This is a genomic window from Gluconobacter cerevisiae, from assembly GCF_015244675.1.
In the GTDB taxonomy this organism is placed as follows: Bacteria; Pseudomonadota; Alphaproteobacteria; order Acetobacterales; family Acetobacteraceae; genus Gluconobacter; species Gluconobacter cerevisiae.
This window is the reverse complement of the sequence record NZ_JABCQO010000003.1, coordinates 210821-229579: the sequence shown is the minus strand read 5'-3', so window position 1 is coordinate 229579 and position 18759 is coordinate 210821. Positions and strand designations below refer to the sequence as shown.

General features: G+C 56.6%; 19 protein-coding genes, 1 tRNA gene and 1 other RNA gene. 8 read left to right on the top strand and 13 right to left on the bottom strand.

The window, feature by feature from the left end; all coding sequences use genetic code 11:
• Nucleotides 1-49 precede the first annotated feature (49 nt).
• The 4 genes from ftsL to rnpB all read right to left on the bottom strand — a co-directional run bounded on the left by ftsL (nt 50) and on the right by rnpB (nt 2993).
• Entirely contained in the window at nt 50-841 is a 792-nt protein-coding gene (gene ftsL / locus HKD21_RS05895; protein ID WP_194254659.1) for a cell division protein FtsL, read from the bottom strand.
• On the bottom strand, nt 838-1794 hold the full coding sequence (rsmH, locus tag HKD21_RS05890; protein ID WP_194254658.1) for a 16S rRNA (cytosine(1402)-N(4))-methyltransferase RsmH: 957 nt from the start codon (nt 1792-1794) through the stop codon (nt 838-840). Before rsmH ends, ftsL begins: the two co-directional genes overlap by 4 nt.
• Nucleotides 1791-2285, bottom strand: coding sequence for a division/cell wall cluster transcriptional repressor MraZ (gene mraZ, locus HKD21_RS05885; protein ID WP_194254657.1), 495 nt, complete (start codon nt 2283-2285; stop codon nt 1791-1793). The genes rsmH and mraZ overlap by 4 nt, the downstream gene beginning before the upstream one ends.
• A 288-nt stretch (nt 2286-2573) precedes the next feature.
• Nucleotides 2574-2993, bottom strand: an RNA gene (rnpB, locus tag HKD21_RS05880) — RNase P RNA component class A.
• Between the two features lie 99 nt (nt 2994-3092).
• Between rnpB and HKD21_RS05875 the strand changes: the two genes are divergently transcribed.
• On the top strand, nt 3093-4088 hold the full coding sequence (locus HKD21_RS05875; protein WP_194254779.1) for an alpha/beta hydrolase: 996 nt from the start codon (nt 3093-3095) through the stop codon (nt 4086-4088).
• A 28-nt stretch (nt 4089-4116) separates the two neighbouring features.
• On the opposite strand, the gene HKD21_RS05870 is transcribed toward HKD21_RS05875, so the two are convergent.
• Entirely contained in the window at nt 4117-4587 is a 471-nt protein-coding gene (locus tag HKD21_RS05870) for a hypothetical protein (RefSeq protein WP_194254656.1), read from the bottom strand.
• Nucleotides 4588-4593: 6 nt separating this feature from the next.
• Entirely contained in the window at nt 4594-6063 is a 1470-nt protein-coding gene (zwf, locus tag HKD21_RS05865) for a glucose-6-phosphate dehydrogenase (RefSeq protein WP_194254655.1), read from the bottom strand.
• 276 nt (nt 6064-6339) lie between these two features.
• On the opposite strand from zwf, the gene HKD21_RS05860 reads away from it, so the two are divergent.
• Nucleotides 6340-6606 (top strand): DUF2312 domain-containing protein, encoded by a 267-nt coding sequence (locus HKD21_RS05860; RefSeq protein WP_099286501.1) that lies wholly within the window; start codon nt 6340-6342, stop codon nt 6604-6606.
• 54 nt (nt 6607-6660) lie between these two features.
• Nucleotides 6661-7266, top strand: coding sequence for a hypothetical protein (locus tag HKD21_RS05855; RefSeq protein WP_194254654.1), 606 nt, complete (start codon nt 6661-6663; stop codon nt 7264-7266).
• A gap of 18 nt (nt 7267-7284) precedes the next feature.
• Here HKD21_RS05855 and proB read toward each other — a convergent pair whose 3' ends face one another.
• The 4 genes from proB to rplU form a co-directional block, all read right to left on the bottom strand.
• The gene (gene proB, locus HKD21_RS05850; protein ID WP_194254653.1) at nt 7285-8421 is read right to left on the bottom strand and encodes a glutamate 5-kinase; all 1137 of its coding nucleotides are present in this window, start codon (nt 8419-8421) and stop codon (nt 7285-7287) included.
• The gene (gene obgE, locus HKD21_RS05845; protein WP_194254652.1) at nt 8418-9428 is read right to left on the bottom strand and encodes a GTPase ObgE; all 1011 of its coding nucleotides are present in this window, start codon (nt 9426-9428) and stop codon (nt 8418-8420) included. The genes proB and obgE overlap by 4 nt, the downstream gene beginning before the upstream one ends.
• 101 nt (nt 9429-9529) lie before the next feature.
• On the bottom strand, nt 9530-9796 hold the full coding sequence (gene rpmA, locus HKD21_RS05840; protein WP_194254651.1) for a 50S ribosomal protein L27: 267 nt from the start codon (nt 9794-9796) through the stop codon (nt 9530-9532).
• 33 nt (nt 9797-9829) lie between these two features.
• Nucleotides 9830-10144 carry a 50S ribosomal protein L21 gene (gene rplU / locus HKD21_RS05835; RefSeq protein ID WP_194254650.1) on the bottom strand — a complete coding sequence of 105 codons (315 nt, stop codon included), beginning with the start codon at nt 10142-10144 and terminating at the stop codon, nt 9830-9832.
• 290 nt (nt 10145-10434) lie between these two features.
• Here rplU and HKD21_RS05830 point away from each other — a divergent pair.
• A tRNA-Ser gene (locus tag HKD21_RS05830) sits at nt 10435-10524 on the top strand.
• 884 nt (nt 10525-11408) lie between these two features.
• On the opposite strand, the gene glsA is transcribed toward HKD21_RS05830, so the two are convergent.
• The 3 genes from glsA to HKD21_RS05815 are packed head-to-tail and all read right to left on the bottom strand — an operon-like array spanning nt 11409 to nt 16311.
• Nucleotides 11409-12836: a glutaminase A gene (glsA, locus tag HKD21_RS05825; protein ID WP_215748018.1), complete on the bottom strand. Its 1428-nt coding sequence runs from the start codon at nt 12834-12836 to the stop codon at nt 11409-11411.
• A complete protein-coding gene (locus HKD21_RS05820) occupies nt 12784-15018 on the bottom strand; it encodes an FUSC family protein (RefSeq protein ID WP_194254649.1) in 2235 nt (744 codons plus the stop codon). The genes glsA and HKD21_RS05820 overlap by 53 nt, the downstream gene beginning before the upstream one ends.
• 27 nt (nt 15019-15045) lie before the next feature.
• Nucleotides 15046-16311, bottom strand: a complete 1266-nt coding sequence (locus HKD21_RS05815) for a UdgX family uracil-DNA binding protein (protein ID WP_194254648.1) — start codon at nt 16309-16311, stop codon at nt 15046-15048.
• A 200-nt stretch (nt 16312-16511) separates the two neighbouring features.
• Between HKD21_RS05815 and HKD21_RS05810 the strand changes: the two genes are divergently transcribed.
• From HKD21_RS05810 to HKD21_RS05795, 4 genes are read left to right on the top strand one after another with little or no spacing between them, the layout of a single operon-like run.
• Nucleotides 16512-16979, top strand: coding sequence for a MucR family transcriptional regulator (locus HKD21_RS05810; RefSeq protein WP_194254647.1), 468 nt, complete (start codon nt 16512-16514; stop codon nt 16977-16979).
• A gap of 44 nt (nt 16980-17023) precedes the next feature.
• Entirely contained in the window at nt 17024-17968 is a 945-nt protein-coding gene (gene sppA, locus HKD21_RS05805; protein ID WP_194254646.1) for a signal peptide peptidase SppA, read from the top strand.
• Nucleotides 17969-18008: 40 nt separating this feature from the next.
• Nucleotides 18009-18314, top strand: a complete 306-nt coding sequence (locus HKD21_RS05800; protein WP_194254645.1) for an integration host factor subunit beta — start codon at nt 18009-18011, stop codon at nt 18312-18314.
• Between the two features lie 37 nt (nt 18315-18351).
• Nucleotides 18352-18738: a hypothetical protein gene (locus HKD21_RS05795; RefSeq protein ID WP_194254797.1), complete on the top strand. Its 387-nt coding sequence runs from the start codon at nt 18352-18354 to the stop codon at nt 18736-18738.
• Nucleotides 18739-18759 lie beyond the last annotated feature (21 nt).

The window sequence follows — 18759 nt, the reverse complement described above, 5'->3', positions numbered from 1 at the left end:
CCTAAGCTATCCGAAAATGCTGAACGAGCGGTTAACGATGAAAGGGCTTTCAGTTAGCCAACGGCACCGGCGCGGGCAATGCGTCATTTGCATTTGCCAGAGCAGAAAGTTGAGCGTGTCGCACTCGCGGACGTTCTTCCGCAAGGCGGGTCGGCACCGCAGCATGGCTGACGCGTACGGTCTGCGGATGCCAGGCAGCAACCATCAGCGGCGCTGGGTGGCTCTCACGATAGCTCACGAGATGGACGTTTGGTGCAGGGTCCGCATGGCTGTGAACGGGAGCAATAGCCGGACGGGAGGCGGCGGAAGCGAGTTGAACATCTGCTGCATGGGCATGGGAGGAGCGCGCCGGGATCGCAGCAGGCTTGGCGACCGGGGCCGGATGGTTTGCCATGGCTACGACCACAGGCCGGGGTGCTGGAGCAGTCTGGATGGGAGGCTGCGTATGCACGACAGTCTGCGGAGCGGGCAGGGGAAGATGCGCGGCTTCTGCGGCCCTGTTGACGACCTCATGCAGCCCTTCGCGAGGATCTGCGGCCTGTGCCTTGGAGCCGGGAGCCGGGAGATGCGCTTCAAGAGACGCCATGCGGATGAACTGGTCCGGCTCCATCGGATGCAGTGCCGGAACGAAGCGGGCGGCGAGTGTGTTGAGGCGGTCCGGCTGGTTCAGAAGTGCCCATTCCGTTCGCAGCATGGCGGTCTGGCTTCGCACGCGCTGCGTGTCCTGCACGATTTTCGTGATCTGCTGGTCCAGAACCGTGGTCTCATGCTTCTTCGTATAGAGAAACAGGCCGGATCCTGCGGCAAGGACGGCGCAGGCGACGGTGAAGGGCCGGATCATGAGGACATTCCTGAGACGGGATTACGGACCAGTGCACGCAGACGGGCGCTGCGCGCGCGCGGATTTTCCCGGGATTCCTCGTCCGTAGCGGAGAGGGGGCGGGAATGGAGAAGGGAAAAAGCCGGCGCGTCCTGACGGAGCGGAGCCGGTTCGTAGCGGGAAGGATTTCCCGTCCGTCCTGCAAGGACGGCCATGGCGCGCTTCGCCAAACGGTCCTCTAGGGAATGGAAGGTGACGACCACGAAAATACCGCCCGGCGCCAGAAGGCGTGGTGCGGCTTCCAGCGCCCGTTCCAGCTCGCCCAGTTCGTCGTTCACGGCAATCCGCAGCCCCTGAAAGCTGCGGGTTGCGGGGTCGATATTGGCGCGGTCACGGGGGACGCAGCACCGGATGATGTGGGCGAGCTGGCCGGTCGTAGTGATCGGAGTTTCGGCGCGGGCAGCCACTACGGCGCGCGCGATGCGGCGGGAGAGTTTTTCTTCGCCATATCGGTAGAGGATGTCCGCAAGGTCTGCTTCCTTGAGGTCATTGACCAGATCGGCAGCGGAAGGGCCGTCCGAACCCATACGCATGTCCAGTGGGCCGTCGTTCCGGAATGAAAAACCGCGCTCTGCCTGATCGATCTGGAAAGACGAGACGCCCAGATCCAGCACGATGCCGTCAAACGGCCCTTCTGCGCCGACCAGGGCCTCCATGTCTCCGAACGTGCCCTGATGCATCCGCAGTCGCCCGTTGGCCTGTACGGCCATGGCGTTTCCGCGTTCGATGGCTGCCGGATCACGGTCGATGCCGTCGAGTGTGCAGTCAGCGGCGTTCAGAATGGCGCGGGCATAGCCACCGCCTCCGAACGTGCCGTCCAGATAACGGCCGCCAGCGCGTGGCGCGAGGGCTTCGAGGACCTCGTGCAGCATGACCGGGACATGGCCCGAATGAACCAGAGTGATCGCGTTCATTCGGCTGCTCCGGCAGTGTTGGTGGCAGCGGGTGCGCTGATGGGGCGACGGCTGGTTGCAAGTGTTTTTGCGCGGCTGCGGGCTGCCTGACGGCGCTGTTCGGCAGCGGCGGGATGCCAGATCTGGAATGTCCGTCCCAGCCCCATGAAAGACACTTCGTCCGTCAGCGCCGCGTGGGTGCGCAGGGTTTCTGGAAGAATGATGCGGCCTTCCTTGTCGCTGTCCAGCGGATAGGCATCCGCATAGAGACTGGCGGCCAGATCTTCATGGTCTTCCGAAAACGGATCGTATTCGTCAAGCGGGGTGGCAAGGGAGGCAAACGCGCCAACCGTCCAGCCCTCAACACACGGGTGGAGATGGGACGGACGAAGAATAACCAGCGGATCACCCGGCTGCGCCTGGGATTTCAGGGCGGCACGAAAAGGTGCAGGAATGGAGACGCGCCCCTTGGCATCGAAACGGTTCTGATGCGTGCCGAGGAACATGCTCATGAACGATGTGCCTCCTTCCTGCATTCAGAACCGGGTATTCGGCTGCTGATTATTTGGCTTGGTCTTTATTGGGATATCATGGGATTTCATGGGACGTCAAACAGATATCATTAAAAAACCGCAGAAAACTGCGGCATTTTCAAAAGTTGAAATGTGACGGAAATTTTTGCGGTTTATTAGGGTTTATCAAGGATAATCGCGGAGGCGGATCTATACCTGCCGTTATTTGTTCTGTTTTTGTTCTTCTTTGGGCGGGGGGATAATTACTGGAAGAACAGATTTTCAGAGGGTGCCAGACGGCCTGTAAGCCGGGTTCTGTCCGCCCGAAAGCGGGACGATCATTCCTCTGGGACCTGCATTGCTGCAGGCCTCACGCAACCAACCCGAACGACGGGGCGAGAAGCCCCCGGTTTCCTTGCGGAAACCTGCCGTTCCTATTCGGTCTTGCTCCCGGTAGGGTTTACCATGACCATCGCCGTTGCCGGAGATGCGGTGCGCTCTTGCCGCACCGTTTCGCCCTTACCCGCAACGTATTTTCCCGGCGATAAATCGCTGGGGAAACAGTCCGGCGGGCGGTCTGTTTTCTGTGGCACTGTCCCTGGGGTCGCCCCCGCCGGCAATTAACCGGTACCGTTTTCCCGTGGAGCCCGGACTTTCCTCCCTGTATGCGATCCTCATCGCACACACAGCGATCGTCCAGCCGTCTGGCGGGGCAGACACTGCTCCGGGATGCCTGCGGGGTCAAGGGCAGACTTTTCAGGGACAGGTCGGCATAATGCAGACATGCGCCCGAGCCTGCCCAAGCCACTGACCCCGGCCCTGACATTGCGGATCTTCCTGTTCTGGCTGAACCGCCAGAGCCGTAAGCGCGGTTTTGTCCCGCGTAAAATCGTCCTTGACGAAATTCCGCCCATCCCTGCTCCACAGCCTTCTGCGGACGCCCTGCGGCAGATCCGCCGTGTGACGGGGCGTCCGAGTTTCCCGGTCAGCCTTTCATCGCTGCGGATCCGGCGGTGGCGTGAGATTCGTGTTCCCGGAGCCGAGGGATCGCGCAGTGCGCGTCTGTACCGTCCGCGGGGAAAAGTCAGGGGTATTGTGCTGTTTCTGCATGGCGGCGGATTCGTGCATTGCGATCTTGTCTCCCATCATGGGATCTGCTGCCGTCTTGCGGCCTCTTCAGGGGCGATGGTGCTGTCGGTGGATTACCGTCTTGCGCCTGAGAATCGTTTTCCAGCCGCTCTGGACGACGCCAAAGCCGCGCTGGACTGGATTTTCAGGACGGTGCCATCCGATATGCCTGTGGCTGTGGCGGGCGACAGTGCGGGGGGAAATCTGTCCGCGGCGCTTACGCAATGGGTGAGGGCGCGGGGGGCACGCCCGCTCAGCGCGCAGCTTTTATATTATCCCGCTTTGAGTGGCCCGTTCGTTCCGCCCTCCCGTCAGGATTATGCGGACGGCTACATGCTGAGTGCGGAGCTTCTATACTGGTATTGCGGACAGACGCTGGCGAGCCCGGAGCAGCTTTTCGATCCTGCGTTTTCGCCGCTGCTGGCAGATGATTTCAGTAACCTTCCGCCTGCCATGATCGTCACTGCGGGGTTTGATCCGCTCAGGGGCGAGGGCGAGCTTTATGCCCGCTGTCTTGATGAGGCCGTCGTGCCGGTTGTGCTGAAAAATTTCCCGCACATGATTCATGGTTTCCTGAACGGCTATGCGCTGTTCCGGGACGGACGTCGGGCGTTGAGGGAAGGGGGGATGTTCCTGCGCGAGGCTTTTGCGCGGGAGAGGGGTGGAACGTCCTAACTCAGACGTTCCCCCTTTTCAGGAAACGCTACAGGGGCAGATCGTGAAACGAGCCGGGGGTTCCGGCGTCGGTCTGCACGGTCCGTTCGGAACGGTTGATCTTCAGGCTGAACAGCTTGTCCGCCGACGGTGTTGCGCCGGGACAGCCATTTCCGTGGCGTCCGAGCACATCCATTGTCGGCGTATTGTCAGATGCATTGCCATTAACAACGAAGACGAGGCAGTTGCGTGGCAGATCCGTCAGATTGTCCTTCACCACCGCAAGACGGAGATGCTCCACCAGGGCAGTGTTATCGAACCAGCTCAGTTTGCTGAACGTGATCTTGTCATAGGACATGTCCAGCAGTCCGCTTCGGACTGCGATGAACATGAGCAGAAAAGCCGGGATGACAATCAGAAGCCGCCGCAGCAGAAGCTGTTTGAAGCTGCGGGGCTGGCGACGTGTATTTTTTCCCGGCGCGCGGCCCAGACGGGGCGTGGCGCTTTTATCATCACTCAAATGTGGTCACTCCGAGGCTTCGTGCCAGGTGTCGTTATGCTCGGCGAGCAGACGAGTAGCCTGATCGGGACCGTAGGACCCCGCGCTGTAGGTCTGCATGGAGACTTTGTTGTGTTTCCACGCGTCGAGGATCGGTTCTGCCCACCGCCATGCAGCCTCGACCTCGTCGCGACGGATGAAGAGGACCGGATCGCCCCGGACCGCGTCAAGCAGCAGCCGCTCGTAGGAGTCGGGGAAAGGCATCCCGCCTTCCATGCGGATGGAGGTGTCCAGATCCGCCGTGTGGAGGTTGAACACGTCCAGCGCGGGGTTCTTGACGTTCAGGCGCAGTTCCACGCCCTCATTGGGCTGAATGCGCAGCACGAGCCTGTTGCTGGCGGGGGTGGCGCCGAACATTGTGGTGGCGGCCGGGCGGAACGTCACGACGATCTCGCTGACCTTGCGGGCTGAGCGCTTGGCTGTGCGGATATAGAACGGCACGTTCTTCCAGCGCGGCGTATCAACCCAGGCGCGGACGGCGGCATAGGTTTCCGTGGCGCTGGGCGTGCCCAGTTCTTCAAGATAGCCCGGAACATTTTCACCGCCGACCACGCCGGCAGTGTATTGCGCCCGTACGGTCTCGGTCGCCACACTGGCTTCGGTCATTGGACGCAGAGCGTTCAGAACGGCCAGCTTGGCGTTGCGGACAGCATCGGCTTCAAGGGAATCCGGCGCTTCCATCGCGACCAGACACAGCACCTGAAGCAGATGGTTCTGGATCATGTCGCGCAATGCGCCCGACGTATCGTAATAGGCGGCACGACCTTCCACGCCGACCGTCTCGGCGGCGGTGATCTGCACGCTCTCGATATGCTCTGCCGACCATGCCGCATTGATAAGCGGGTTGGCAAAACGCAGGGCGAGAACGTTCTGGACCGTCTCTTTGCCGAGATAGTGATCGATCCGGTAGATCTGCTTTTCCGGGAAATACTGGCCTACGCCGTCATTGATGGCGGTTGCGGTCGCCATATCCGTTCCGATGGGCTTTTCGAGCACCACCCGCGAACTGGGGGTGATCAGCCCATATCGGTGCAGGTTTTCGCAGATGCTGCCGTAAAGCTGCGGCGCGGTTGCGAAATAAAAGACCCGCACACGATCAGGCTGCGCCTTGGCGAGAAGGGATGTGAGGCTGTCCCACTGTGTGCTCTCGCGGCTGCTGTCGAGGGTCACATAGTCCAGACGGGCCAGAAAACGGTCCACCAATCCGGGGCTCAGGACATCCGAAGGAAGAAAGCGCTCAAGCGCCTCACGGGCCCGCGCAACATAGGCTTCCCGGCTCAGCTCTGTCCGGGCGGCTCCGATGATGCAGGCATCATCCGGAATCTGCCCCAGACGGAGGCGGTTATAGAGCGCGGGCAGCAGCTTGCGCATCGTGAGATCGCCAGTGGCGCCGAAGATGACATAGTCGAAGGGCTCGACCTGCTGAAAATGTTCCATGGAAGACTCTCTGACCTCTCGAACCCGCAGACCGGGAAAAAAGGGTTAAGGTTCAGGCCGTTTCAGGCACCGTTTAGTTCCCTGTCGGCGGGCTTTCTGTCAAGGGACGAGCGGTGCACGACATCGGGAGAAAAGCTTCGTCATGCTCACGCGTTCATGAAACGTGCACATAATTCCGTTGACCGTCCTGCCCTCATCACGATAAGCCGCGCGGCGGATGCTGTGTTTGCGCAGCGTCGGCAAAACATAGCCCAGACGACATAAGGAAACCGGACCATGGATGCAGAAATCAAGAACGAAGGCGCTGCCACGGGCGGGATCGCTGCGGACCGTCTGCGCTCCATCATCGAGCGTGTTGAGCGTCTGGAAGAAGAACGCAAAGCTTTGGCTGGCGATATCAAGGATATTTTTTCTGAGGCCAAATCGGCCGGATTTGACGTAAAAGTCATCAAGCAGATCATCCGTCTGCGCAAGCAGGAGCCGGCTGAAATCGAGGAGCAGGAAACCCTACTTGATATCTATCGTCGCGCCCTTGGCATGTAATTCCGAACGTCGGAAGATCGAACACGCCACTTTCAGACTGGACCGGGCCTCCTCATGATGTCTGATTTTTCCTGGCTGCCAGGCTGGGCCTTCGGGTGCCTGGTCGTGGTGGCCGCTTTTTTCGTGCTGGCACTGCTGTGCATGCCCTTCGCCGTGTTCGGTACCAAGCCCCGGTTACAGGATCTGGAGTTCCAGATTGCCGAGATGCGTGCTGAACTCCGGGTATTGAATCTGCGTCTGGCGGTCTCGATGCGTCCGGATATTCTGTCTGCGGAGCCGGTGGCGCAGACTGCCCCTGCATCTCAGGAGCGCATGGCGCGGATAGATGAAGACTATCTGATGCCAGCACGTACTCTGCGTCCTGACCTGCCCTCCTATGAAGATGGTCCGGAGCAGATTGGTTCGGGACGGGACGCGATGGGGAGGGACGACCCTGAGACCCTGCCGCGTCGGGGTTTTAAGGCTGCACCAGCTCCAGACCTGTCCGGTGCGTCAGAACGGGCTTGGTCACGCGCTCCGTGGGAGCAAGGCGCAACAGAGACTGCCCGCCAGCCCCTTGGTCGCGTCATAGACAAGAAGCAGTCTGCAAAATTGGTTGCTGAGAATGACGCTTACCAGCCCCGTTCCGAACCAAAGCTGCGCTGGCCCCCACGGGGCTGAGCAGCAGAGCAGGGCGTATCAGGGATGATCGAGGGCCAGATCATCCCGATGAATTAACGCATCCCGCCCGCGATATCCCAAAAGCTGCTCCATTTCGCCGGAGCGATGTCCGATCAGCTTCAGGCTCTCGTCCGCGTCATAACCAATCAGGCCACGCCCGATCACACTGCCTTCAACATCTCGGATGACGACAAGATCGCCACGTCCGAACGTGCCCTCAAGTCCGGTTACGCCTGCGGGAAGGAGGGAAGCACCCTCCCGAAGGGCACGACACGCACCTGCGTCAATTGTCAGCGATCCTTTGGGCTGTAGACTGCCGCCAATCCACCGTTTGCGGGCTGAGCCCGCATCGGTCTGGGCCAGGAACCAAGTGCAGAGGGCGCCATTTTGCAGCCTGCGCAAAGGATGGTGTTCCTGTCCGGCTGCAATGACCATGTTGGCACCGGCGCGCGTTGCAATTCTTGCGGCCAGAAGTTTTGTGCGCATTCCGCCGGACGAATAGCCGGGTGGCGGCTCGCCCCCCATGGCCATGATGTCGTCAGTCATCTGTTCCACGACGGGAATATGTAGTGCGGAAGGGTCCTGTCGAGGATCCGCCGTATAGAGACCGTCAATATCTGACAGCAGCACCAGACAGTCCGCGCCTGTCATCTGGGCAACGCGGGCGCCCAAACGGTCATTGTCACCGAAGCGGATTTCGCTGGTGGCGATGGCATCGTTTTCATTGATGACCGGCACACAGCCCAGATCGAGTAGTGTCTGGAGCGTGGCGCGGGCATTCAGGTGGCGCTCACGGTTTTCTGTATCGTCCGGCGTCAGGAGAAGCTGTGCCGCGACCAGATCGTGGTCTGCGAGCGCTGCACTCCAGCCCTGTGCCAACCCGATCTGCCCCACACTGGCCATGGCTTGCTTCTCATCCAGACGTAGTCTGCGGGACGTGAGACCAAGACGATGTCGCGCAAGGGAGATCGCGCCCGATGAGACGACAATGATCTCTGCACCGTGCGCGCGCAGTTCGGCGATGTCTGCGCACACGCTCTGCAACCACTGCTGTCGCAGGGTGGCGTTGGCTGAATCGACCAGAAGCGCGCTCCCGATCTTAATAACGATCCGGCGGGCTTGCGCCAGATGAGGAGCACAAGCCGCAGTGATCATCCCTGGCGGTCCTTTTTGGCAGCCGTCACGCGATCCTGAAGCATCCGGAGTAGTTCGGGCAGGCCTTCCTGCGTCGCGCCAGACAGCATCAGCACTTCGGCACCGGACGCTTTGGCCAGTGCCCGTTTTTTGGCGGATCGCTGCGTGGGCGTCAGGGAATCGCATTTGTTCAGGACAATAATCTCGGGCTTGGCCGCAAGCTCTGGATCATAAGCCTGAAGTTCCTTGCGGATCAGGCGCCAGTGCTTGACGACCTGGCTCTCCGTCCCATCGATCAGGTGAAGAAGTGTGGCGCAGCGCTCTACATGGCCAAGGAACCGGTCCCCGAGGCCAGCGCCTTCGCTGGCGCCTTCGATCAGGCCGGGAATGTCGGCGATCACAAATTCTTCGGTGTTATTCAGGCGAACCACACCGAGTTGGGGGTGCAGGGTCGTGAACGGATAATCAGCAATTTTTGGGCGCGCACGAGATGCGACGGAGAGAAGTGTCGACTTGCCCGCGTTCGGAAGGCCCACAAGGCCGATATCGGCAATCAGCTTGAGACGCAGCCACACCCAGCGCTCTTCGCCCGGCCAGCCTTTATCGGCACGGCGTGGCGCACGGTTGGTGCTGCTTTTGAAATGGGTGTTGCCCAGACCGCCGTCGCCACCGCGGCACAGCAGGACTTCCTTGTCTTCCACATCAAGATCGGCCAGCAGGGTTTCGCGATCTTCGTCAAAAATCTGTGTGCCGATCGGTACATTGATGGTGACGGTTGCAGAGGCTGCACCGGTCCGATTGGAACCTGCGCCATTTCCGCCTTTACGGGCTTTGAAATGCTGTGTGTAGCGAAAATCGATCAGTGTGTTCAGGCCGGGTACAGCACGAAACACAATATCACCGCCACGACCACCATCACCACCGTCCGGACCGCCATACTCGATGTATTTCTCGCGCCGGAATGCGATCACGCCGTCCCCGCCGTCACCGGAACGCACATAGATCTTGGCCTGGTCGAGAAACTTCATCGTATTGTCCGAAAAGAATAAGGTGTGGAGCGCTTTATACGCAAAAAGGCCGGCCCCGAACAGGACCGGCCCTTTCTGCTCGCGCTGGAACAGCGGGCTGCTTATTCAGCAGCTTCCGGCAGTGCCACGGAAACGTGGACGCGGCCTTCTGCGCGGCGCTGGAACTGCACGTGGCCGTCCGTCAGAGCGAACAGCGTGTGGTCGCGACCGATACCGACATTGGCGCCAGCCTTCATCTTCGTGCCGCGCTGACGGACGATGATGTTGCCTGCGATGACGCTTTCGCCACCGAACTTCTTCACACCCAGACGACGACCTGCACTGTCGCGTCCGTTACGGCTCGAGCCGCCTGCCTTTTTTTGTGCCATGACTGTTTGTCCTTACCTAAAGTGTCTGGCCAATCAGGCCGCGTTGATCGCGTTGATACGCAGGACGGTCACCGGCTGACGGTGGCCATTCTTGCGGCGGCTGTTCTGACGGCGACGCTTCTTGAAGATGATCACCTTTGGCAGACGATCCTGAGCGACGACAGTTGCCGTCACGGTCGCACCAGCAACCAGTGGTGCGCCAACGGTTACGGTGCCTTCGCCGCCAACCATCAGGACGTCGGTGAAGGTGATGGTGCTGCCGGCTTCAGCTTTGAGCTTCTCAACCTTAAGGATGCTCTCGGGAGCAACGCGATACTGCTTACCGCCGGTGCGGATGACTGCGTACATTCTGGAAACTCTCTCTGTTCCGATCTCGTGGCCGCTGCTGCCGGGTGTTCCCGGTCTGGCGCGACCCAGTCGCTTTTTGTCGTTGGCTCCACGATGGCCACAAGAAACGGCCATATGGAACAGTCGCGGTCGATACAGAAGTGAGGACTTTCAGTCAATCAGAAACGACGAAAAAACCACTTTGCAATCAGATTTCTTGAAGGAAGTCGTTTCTAGCCTCTTGCAATATCGGATAAACCCCGTCATAAGCCCGTCCGTCGATCAGGTTCAGCGCAACAGCAGAGCCGTACGGAGAGGTGCCAGAGTGGTCGATCGGGGCGGTCTCGAAAACCGTTGTGCCTTCGCGGGTACCGTGGGTTCGAATCCCACCCTCTCCGCCATTTTATATATTACATAGTGCAAATTTAGGTTTTGAATTCCGCACGCTTGCGACGAATTTAACGATTCTATGGCGCACTATAACAATTTTTGGTGGACACACTGCGGGGGCAGTTTACAGGATATTAAATTGGACTTGGGGATAGCGATGCTGATGGACATTCATATCCCGTTACCTTGATCCGGAAGGCGGAACTTACAACCCTCTAGATGCAGGCAGTCCTTTTATTCTGATCAAACCGAATGGCTCGGGCCTCTGACGTATGAAATATCGTTTCCGCAACTAAAAAGAAGCTTCTTCAGCAGTCCCGAATGGCCGTTAAGTTTAAAGAGGTGGAATTTGAGGTTGGTGAGGATCGTGGCGGGTAGTTGATAAAGGGCAACGGGTCTATCCCCCTCGTACCTAAATTGGCACAGAAATATGGTCGACAGTCGATAAACTATATCTTTCACTCCAATGATGGCAGCCAAGATTGCTCCCATAACTTCTGAAAGAAGCTTGCGGATTACAGAATGATCCGTCTATGCTAGTCATGGAAACTGCTTTTATTGACCTTTTTTCGAAGTCCTGAAGACTAAGTTTGTCTGTCGACAAGCATGGAGGATAAGGCCATAGGTAATAGATGACGTATTGTAACGTATTAATAATTTCTATACTCCTCGACAAAGGCATTCATAACTTGGCGGCACCAGCCCAATCGTTTTGTGTCCAAAGCCACAGCAAATCCGGTGCCCTATTGAGTAGGGTTTTGTCGATCAGAAATCACAAGATAAGATTGTCTATCCGAGTAGAAAGCATTATTTATGATGCCATAATGGAAAATAATAATTAACATCTATTCAGCATACGGCATCATCAGTCACTCACTCTAATATTTTTTAATACCTATCTATTTTTTTTGAAAATATTTATCCCTAGATCATGTGCGATAGACTGGATAGCTAGTTGTCCACGCACACTGTTTCCTGCGGGATCGAGAGGTGATGAGTAGACTGCAATTGCCATTTTTCCAGGTACAACAGCCACAATACCGCCGCCAACACCACTTTTTGCAGGCAATCCAACATTGTAAAGCCATTCGCCCGAGGTGTTATAAAGGCCAGCAGTCGCCATGACTGCGAGAACTCTCATACTTGTTTCCTCGTCGATGACATTTTGATGTGTAAGAGGGTTATTTCCGCCATTAGCCAATGTGGCTCCCATAACAGCCAAATCTTTTGCTGTAATGTCATAAGAGCATTCGCGTGTGTATAGATCGATGGTCTCGATTGAATCGGCATAAAGATAATTATAGCTTTTCAGAAGAATAGCTATGGCTAGATTGTGCTGGTTATCTGACATTTCAGAGTCGTAAACATCTTTGTTTAGACTTAGTGGGCGTCCTGCAAAAGCAGAAGCTGTCTTAATGACAGTATTCCATTTTTCTTCAAGTGATTTGCCTTCGACAAGGCTTGCAGTGGCAATTGCACCAGCGTTTACGAGAGGATTGCCAGGTGGGGGGCTGCCTGTCAGTTTGTCGTTATTAAGTTCAATAGCTAAAGCAGAATTAAAAGGAAGTCCGGTGGCATTGACGCCAATTTTATTTTGCAGGTTCTTTGCGCCTTGTATTTTTAATACGTGCGCTAAGGTGAAAACTTTTGAAATTGATTCAACTGGAAAAGAATAATCAGAATCTCCAGCCTTGAAAATTTTTCCGTCTATCGTGACAATGACAATTCCATAAAGTCTTTTATTGGCTTTCTCTAAATACGGAATATACGACGCATTAGACCCATCTGTTGTCGATTTGTAATTATTGTAGGCACGGTTAACGGCCTCTTGAGTGGTCAGGGTATGGTTCGGTTGGGGAGCATCGCGCGCGAGTACCTCTTGGGTTGGACTGAAAAAGGCGTATGAGCTGATTGATGCTATAATCAAATATTTTAAAAAGGTTTTTTGTTTTCTCATTGGAATGGGCATTTCTGTATCTTTGAATGGAAGCAGAATAGAACAACCACTCTGCAATTTTATGAATGGTTGTGTTGCAGTTTGGTTCCGCATTTCTGAATGTTTGATTTTGGAGCATATGTCTGGGAGGCTTATGTGTGCCCTCAGTATGGTTTTTCCGGCCATCGGTTCCGATAGTGCGGTTAATGTACAGAATATAAAGCATACTGCTGGAGCTTTAGCAGTTATTCCCATTGAGTAGGACTCAATGGGATCATTTAAAGAGATGAAGATAAGCTCTGAAAATAGTTTACAAATAAATTTAGTGTTCAAATCATGTTTTAAGAACGCGGTTATTTCTTTCGCCACGGAATGGTCTGCTGGCATCGAGAAAATCTTCGTTCGTCCGCATGGTATGGGCGATCACGACCAGATAGGTGATGGCGCGTGTAAGCTCAAGACGGGTTACCAGATCCGTCTCCCGGGCATCGAGAACGCGTAGCCGTCGTACTGCGGCTTCTGCGATGCGGGCGGCTTTGTCGTGGCGACGGGTTGATTCTTCAACATAATGCAGAACCAGCAGAATTGGCCGTCTTGCGCTCTCTGGGAGATATTCGCGATCCAGCAAAGCGCGCAATCGGATGACATTTAATCCGAGAGTGAGGGTTGCCAGCGTTCCGAGGATGCAGGCTTCGATCAGCGGGGCAGGTGTTGGACCTGCATGACGGATCAGGCGGGCAAAGCGGTCCGTATTGCGTCCGATCCAGACACTAATGCGCGGCTTAAAGCCCGGATGGGCCAGATGTTGCAATTCGCCCAGCATGACGCGACGGAGGCGGAGGCGTTCGGCATCGCTGCTGAAGGGCAGGACGCTTCGGAAAACGATCACGCTGACGGCGACAGCAAGAACGGTCGCCATGTTGCCATTATAAAAAGCGAGCTCGTTCATGACGTGATGGTTTTCCAGACCGAGCATGGCGGGAAGCAGAAGTCCGTAAGCGGCCGAGCCACCGGCTGTTGCTGGATTTCCTTTGGCCAGTCCGCCCAGAAACATTGCGGGACCCAGAAAGAGCGTCAAGGTCTCGAAAGTCGTGACCTTCGGCATCAAAACGAAGACCAGAAACCACGCGACGATATAGGCTGCCACGGCACCTTTGAGGAATTCCGTGGTGCCAAGAACAGGATTTTCCTTCGTGGCGAAAAGTCCGCAAACCAGCGTCGTAATGGCGATGAAACCAAGGCCGTTTGGCCAGGCTGTCACTTCGTAAATATAGGCTGTGATCAGAACCGCACAGGCTCCCCGCAGGCCGTTATGCACGGCTTCACGTGTGTCTCGATGGGTTTCGAGCTGGAAATGGAAGTGATCGCCTTTGATGCGGTGCGTGCTGGCCTCGTATTCCTTGATGGCCTGTTCCAGATCGCCCAAAAGCTCTCCGAGTGAGACGAAAAGCACGCGCTCGTCCAGCCTGTCATCCAACATCTCCGGGCTGGTATCGATTGCGTCAAAGGGCTCATGTCCGGGGATGGGTTCAAGATCGGGGCGAATGTCTGTTTCGCGATGTGGCGCAGCGTATAGGCGGCAGACATCCCGGAAATGCTGTAAATCCGCGAGGAGGGCAGGGACGGAATTCTGGTCGGGCAGGCGTTGTGGAAACTGCTTTAGAAAAGCGAGGATCTCGTCTGCGGTTTTGGTAAATGCAGGGTGGTTATGGTTGAGCACCTGAAGGCGCATGGCCATTCCGAACCCGCGCGAGAGAAGGGCTGAGACAGCCGCGAGGGCAGCGCGCGCATGGTCGCCTTCATGGCCGTGCGGTCCCATTTCGACTTCGGCAAATTCGATCTGGTCATTGATGGTGAGGATTGTGCCGAACTGGCGGCGGGCTGCGTTCAGCGCTCCGCGTTCTTCGCCCAGAAGGCTGCATAGGGTCGTCGTGACGAGAACCAGCGCCGATTCAAGTTTCTGCCTGAGCTGCGCGCGGGCGTGCCGTTCCTGACTGGTGGCGAAAATGAGCCCCATGAAGGCTTCACACAGCACGCCGAGCACGATGTAGGTGCCGCGCGACATGGCCACCATGAAGATATTGTCGGGGTTGGACGCTGCGCCCATGCAGATGATGGAACAGGTATATCCTGCAAGAACAAGGGCATAGGAGCGGAAATTGCTAACGAATGTTGCAAAGCCGCTGCACAGGCCAATCCATAATGCGATCATGGGAAAAAACAGCCATGGCGCCTGTGGAGCAAGCGCCATGATGCTGATGGCGGCAACGCCGCCACTGATGGTGCCGACGATGCGCCATTTGGCCTTTGACTGGCTTTCGCCCCGGCTGGTCTGTGCGACGGCCCACACAGTCATTGCGGCCCAGGCTGGGTCGTCCAGTTCCATCCAGAATGCAATTCCAATTGCCAGACAGGCGGCAATGGTATTGCGCAGGGCAAACGTGACGGATGAAGCGCTGGGAGCGTACAGCCACGAGAGGAAAGGGCGCGCCCGCGGCCGCAGCGGTGCAGGCCGTGTGGTCGTATTATCCGGAGTCGGTTGTCCCGAGGAGATGGTGCTGCCACTCATTGCGTGGGTTTCTTAGCCCTAACGGCACTATCCGGCGAGAGTGGAAATTGCCATTCGGAGATCGTTTACGAATTTTGTATATTCGCGTGTCTTGGACTCCTCATCGGGAAGGCGCAGCAGATAAGATGGATGTACGGTTACCAGACCGATACTTCCATCCTCCAAAGGAATATGCTTCGAGCGCTCGCGCGACACTGTGACCGAACGCCCAAGGACAGCGCTGGCTGCTGTAACGCCCAGCATCACCGTCACTCTGGGAGCCAGAACCCGACGTTCCGTCATAAGCCAGGGGGCGCAGGCGCTTATGTCGGATGCATCTGGTTTTTGATGAATGCGGCGGTTGCCCCTGGGAATGAATTTGAAATGTTTGACGGCATTGGTGACCCACGTCTCGGCCCGGTTTCCGCCAGCCTCTCGCAGGGCACGGTCGAATAGTTGTCCTGCTGGTCCAACAAAGGGGCGTCCCTGAAGATCTTCCTGATCTCCGGGTTGTTCACCAATAAAGAGGAGTCTGGCTTTGGGATCGCCTTCGCCGGAGACAGTCCGTGTCGCTGGTCTGCACAATTCACACATCTGGCAGTCGATCGCCTTGGCGCGGAGGCTGGCGAGTGAAGGAGAAGCCGCAATGTTTTCCGACTCAGGATGTAGTCGCACCTGTGCAATTCCGTCCCAGAAGGCATTTTTGTTGCCGGCGCTGGCGAGGCTGCGTGCAGTCTCAATAAGCTCTGATGGAGGCAGGTCATCGCCGGTGAAGCCCGGTCCGAAGCGATATTCCCCGGCGTTCCAGAACAGTGTTCGGTCGGGTGCTATCACGACCCACGGTTCCGGACGTAAATTTGATAGTGCGTCTGCCTGACTGTCGATCAGGGCTGCCGCATGGGAGGTGCGGAGGATCTGCCATTCCGGATTGCGCGCGTCGGGCATCTGACAACGCAGGTCGAGCGCTCTTTTACGGCTTTCCGTAGCGAGTCTGCGCAGGCTTTCAATAAGTTGATCGGGCACTGACATGCCGTCACGTAAAGTCTGAAGCGTGAGATACAGCAGGTGAAGTCTATCGGGGTCTTCGGATACGAATACAGCCGGGAAGAGTGAAGCAAGGGCGCGGGGCAGGTTGGTTGTGGACGGGGCGTTGGGAAGAAGCCTTGTGGCAGAAGGGGCATACAGGAATGGTGGAGGGCTCACGATCCATTGTATTGAACTGGCGGGAACTCTGTCGTGAAGCAGTTTGCGTGCCCATGCACGCCAGCCGGAAAAATCACTTGCTGTTGAGAGCGTGACAGTTTCTCTGATCATGTCGTCATCCCAGTTGTGAACTGCAGCGCAGAATACTTTTGTAAGCGCATAGGCTTATTTTTGTTTGCGGGTTATTTTGATATGATGATAATCATGGATTGGAAAAGGAATACGTCAAATATTTCCATGCTGCATTTACCTGACCCTGTACAGGCGTTAAGGAACTGAAAATTCATTCGAACAGATAGGGTGAAAATATTATGTCTGATAGCACTTCCAATACAGGTCTTCTGGAACTTACCGCCAGGATCGTTGCTGCCCAAGCGTCTCGTGGAGCCCTCGAGGCGGAAACACTGCCGACCCTGATCCGGCAGGTATATGATGCTCTTTCAAAGGCTGGAGTTCCCGAGGAAGCGCCGCAGGCCGAGCGCCCACAACCGGCAGTACCTATCAAGCGCTCTGTTTTTCCTGATTACATCATCTGCCTTGAGGACGGTAAAAAACTGAAGATGCTCAAGCGCCATCTTCAGAGCGCCTATGACATGACACCGGAACAGTATCGTGAACGCTGGGGTCTGCCGGCAGATTACCCTCTTGTAGCTCCGAATTACGCCCAGCGTCGCTCGGCTTTGGCGCGTGAGATTGGTCTGGGACGGAAGATCAGTGCGGCAAACGGCGAGGGAAAGAAAGAATCTGCTCGTGGGCGTCGCGTCAAGAAAGAAGACTGATTGTTCTCTGACCGTGTCTGAAAAACGGAAGCAGGATTCGCTTCATGAGTGCTGAGCTAAACCTTTTTCTGGCAAGTCAGACAAAGCATCGGCAGCTGGTGTTATGGCGGATCGGGGCGCTGGTGGCTTTTTGCAGCGCCCTTGTCATTTCGATGATGGGCCATAGCGGGTCTGTTGGTTCAAATTTCACCAACAGACCACATATTGTTCGTCTCACCATCACTGGTGTTGTCCAGAATAATGTCTCGCAGATCGTGCGCGCGCTGAAGCAGGCTCAGAGTGCGCCGGATGTGACTGGGCTACTTCTGGTTGTCGATAGCCCGGGCGGAGGTGTTACTGGTGGGGAAAGGCTTCATGACGCAGTTAAACGTTTTGCAGCCGTCAAACCAGTTTCCGTCTCAATGGGCGATATGGGAGCTTCGGCGGCCTATATGCTTTCCGTGCCGGCTCAGCATATCGTTGCTTTGCCTTCAACTCTGACGGGATCGATAGGCGTCATTTTTCAGCGCCCTGACGTCTCGGTTGGTCTTGGGCGTCTGGGAATTGGGGTCAATGCCATCACATCGGGCGCCATGAAAGATCAGACGGATCCAACCAGTGCGCTGACGCCCGAAGGGCGGCAGATGCTTCAAGGCATCGTCAACGATCTGTTTGCTCAATTCGTTTCGATGGTTGCAGATGGTCGCCATCTGACAGAGGAAAAAGTCCGTAGCCTGGCGGACGGGCGTGCTTATACAGGACGGCAGGCTATTGCTCTGGGTCTCGTCGATGAACTTGGAGACGAAGACGCGGCAAGGTTATGGCTCAGAAAGCGGCTGAATATAGGGACATCGTCCTATCCTGTTCTTCCGCTGGTGCCCGAACGTTCGAAGCGGTGGTATGAGTGGCCCGGCAAAAGGGCGCTTCTGACAGGGTTGCTTGGAGGAAGTTTCTCCAGTGCTCTCGACCGTGAAGCCCTTGACGGAGCCGTTGCGATTTTGCAACTCTGATGGCCTGTTTCAGAACGCGGAGTCAGGTGGAAGAACTGTCATGACTCGATCCGAGCTTATTGCCGAACTGGCGGAAGCATATCCGCACCTTCTTACCCGCGATATAGAGCGCATCGTTCATGCGGTCTTTGACGAGATCGGCTCTGCGCTTGCGCGTGGGGATCGGGTGGAACTGCGCGGTTTTGGAGCATTTCTTCCCCGTGAACGTGCGGCCCGGACGGGACGTAATCCTCGCACGGGCGACGTTGTGCCTGTTGAGGAAAAGAGCGTCCCGTTCTTCAAGGTAGGCAAAGAACTCCGAGAGCGTGTCAATCAGCGCTTGTCTTCAATGAAATCCGGTAACTGACATTATTGTGTCCGAAGCGCATCAGAGGCGCTGCAAGGTGATAACCGGGACCGGTCAAGACTGGTTCGACAAGCTGCTTTTGCGGTATCATGAGGCCATGAAGCCTTTTCCGCATTTTCTGGTGATTTTTGTCTGGGTTATGGGCTTGTCTCTTGGGGCTTCGCTTGTGACGCCCGCGGCGTCATGGGCTCACGGATCGCCACAACCTGTCGAAAGCTCTCTGGCTCATCATGACAAAAAGACCCGATCATCGCAGGTAGCAGTCTGTTACCGGATGGCGTCTGGTGTCATCGTCCTTGCGCAGATGCCCAATAATACGCATCGCCTTGGGCGGGGTGGAGGATTTGCGCCGATTGGGGAAGCAGTCTTCCGCTCCAGCAATCGGCCTCATGCCTGTACCCCAACTCATGGTCGCAGGGGATAGGAGGCATAAAGCCCCCTGATT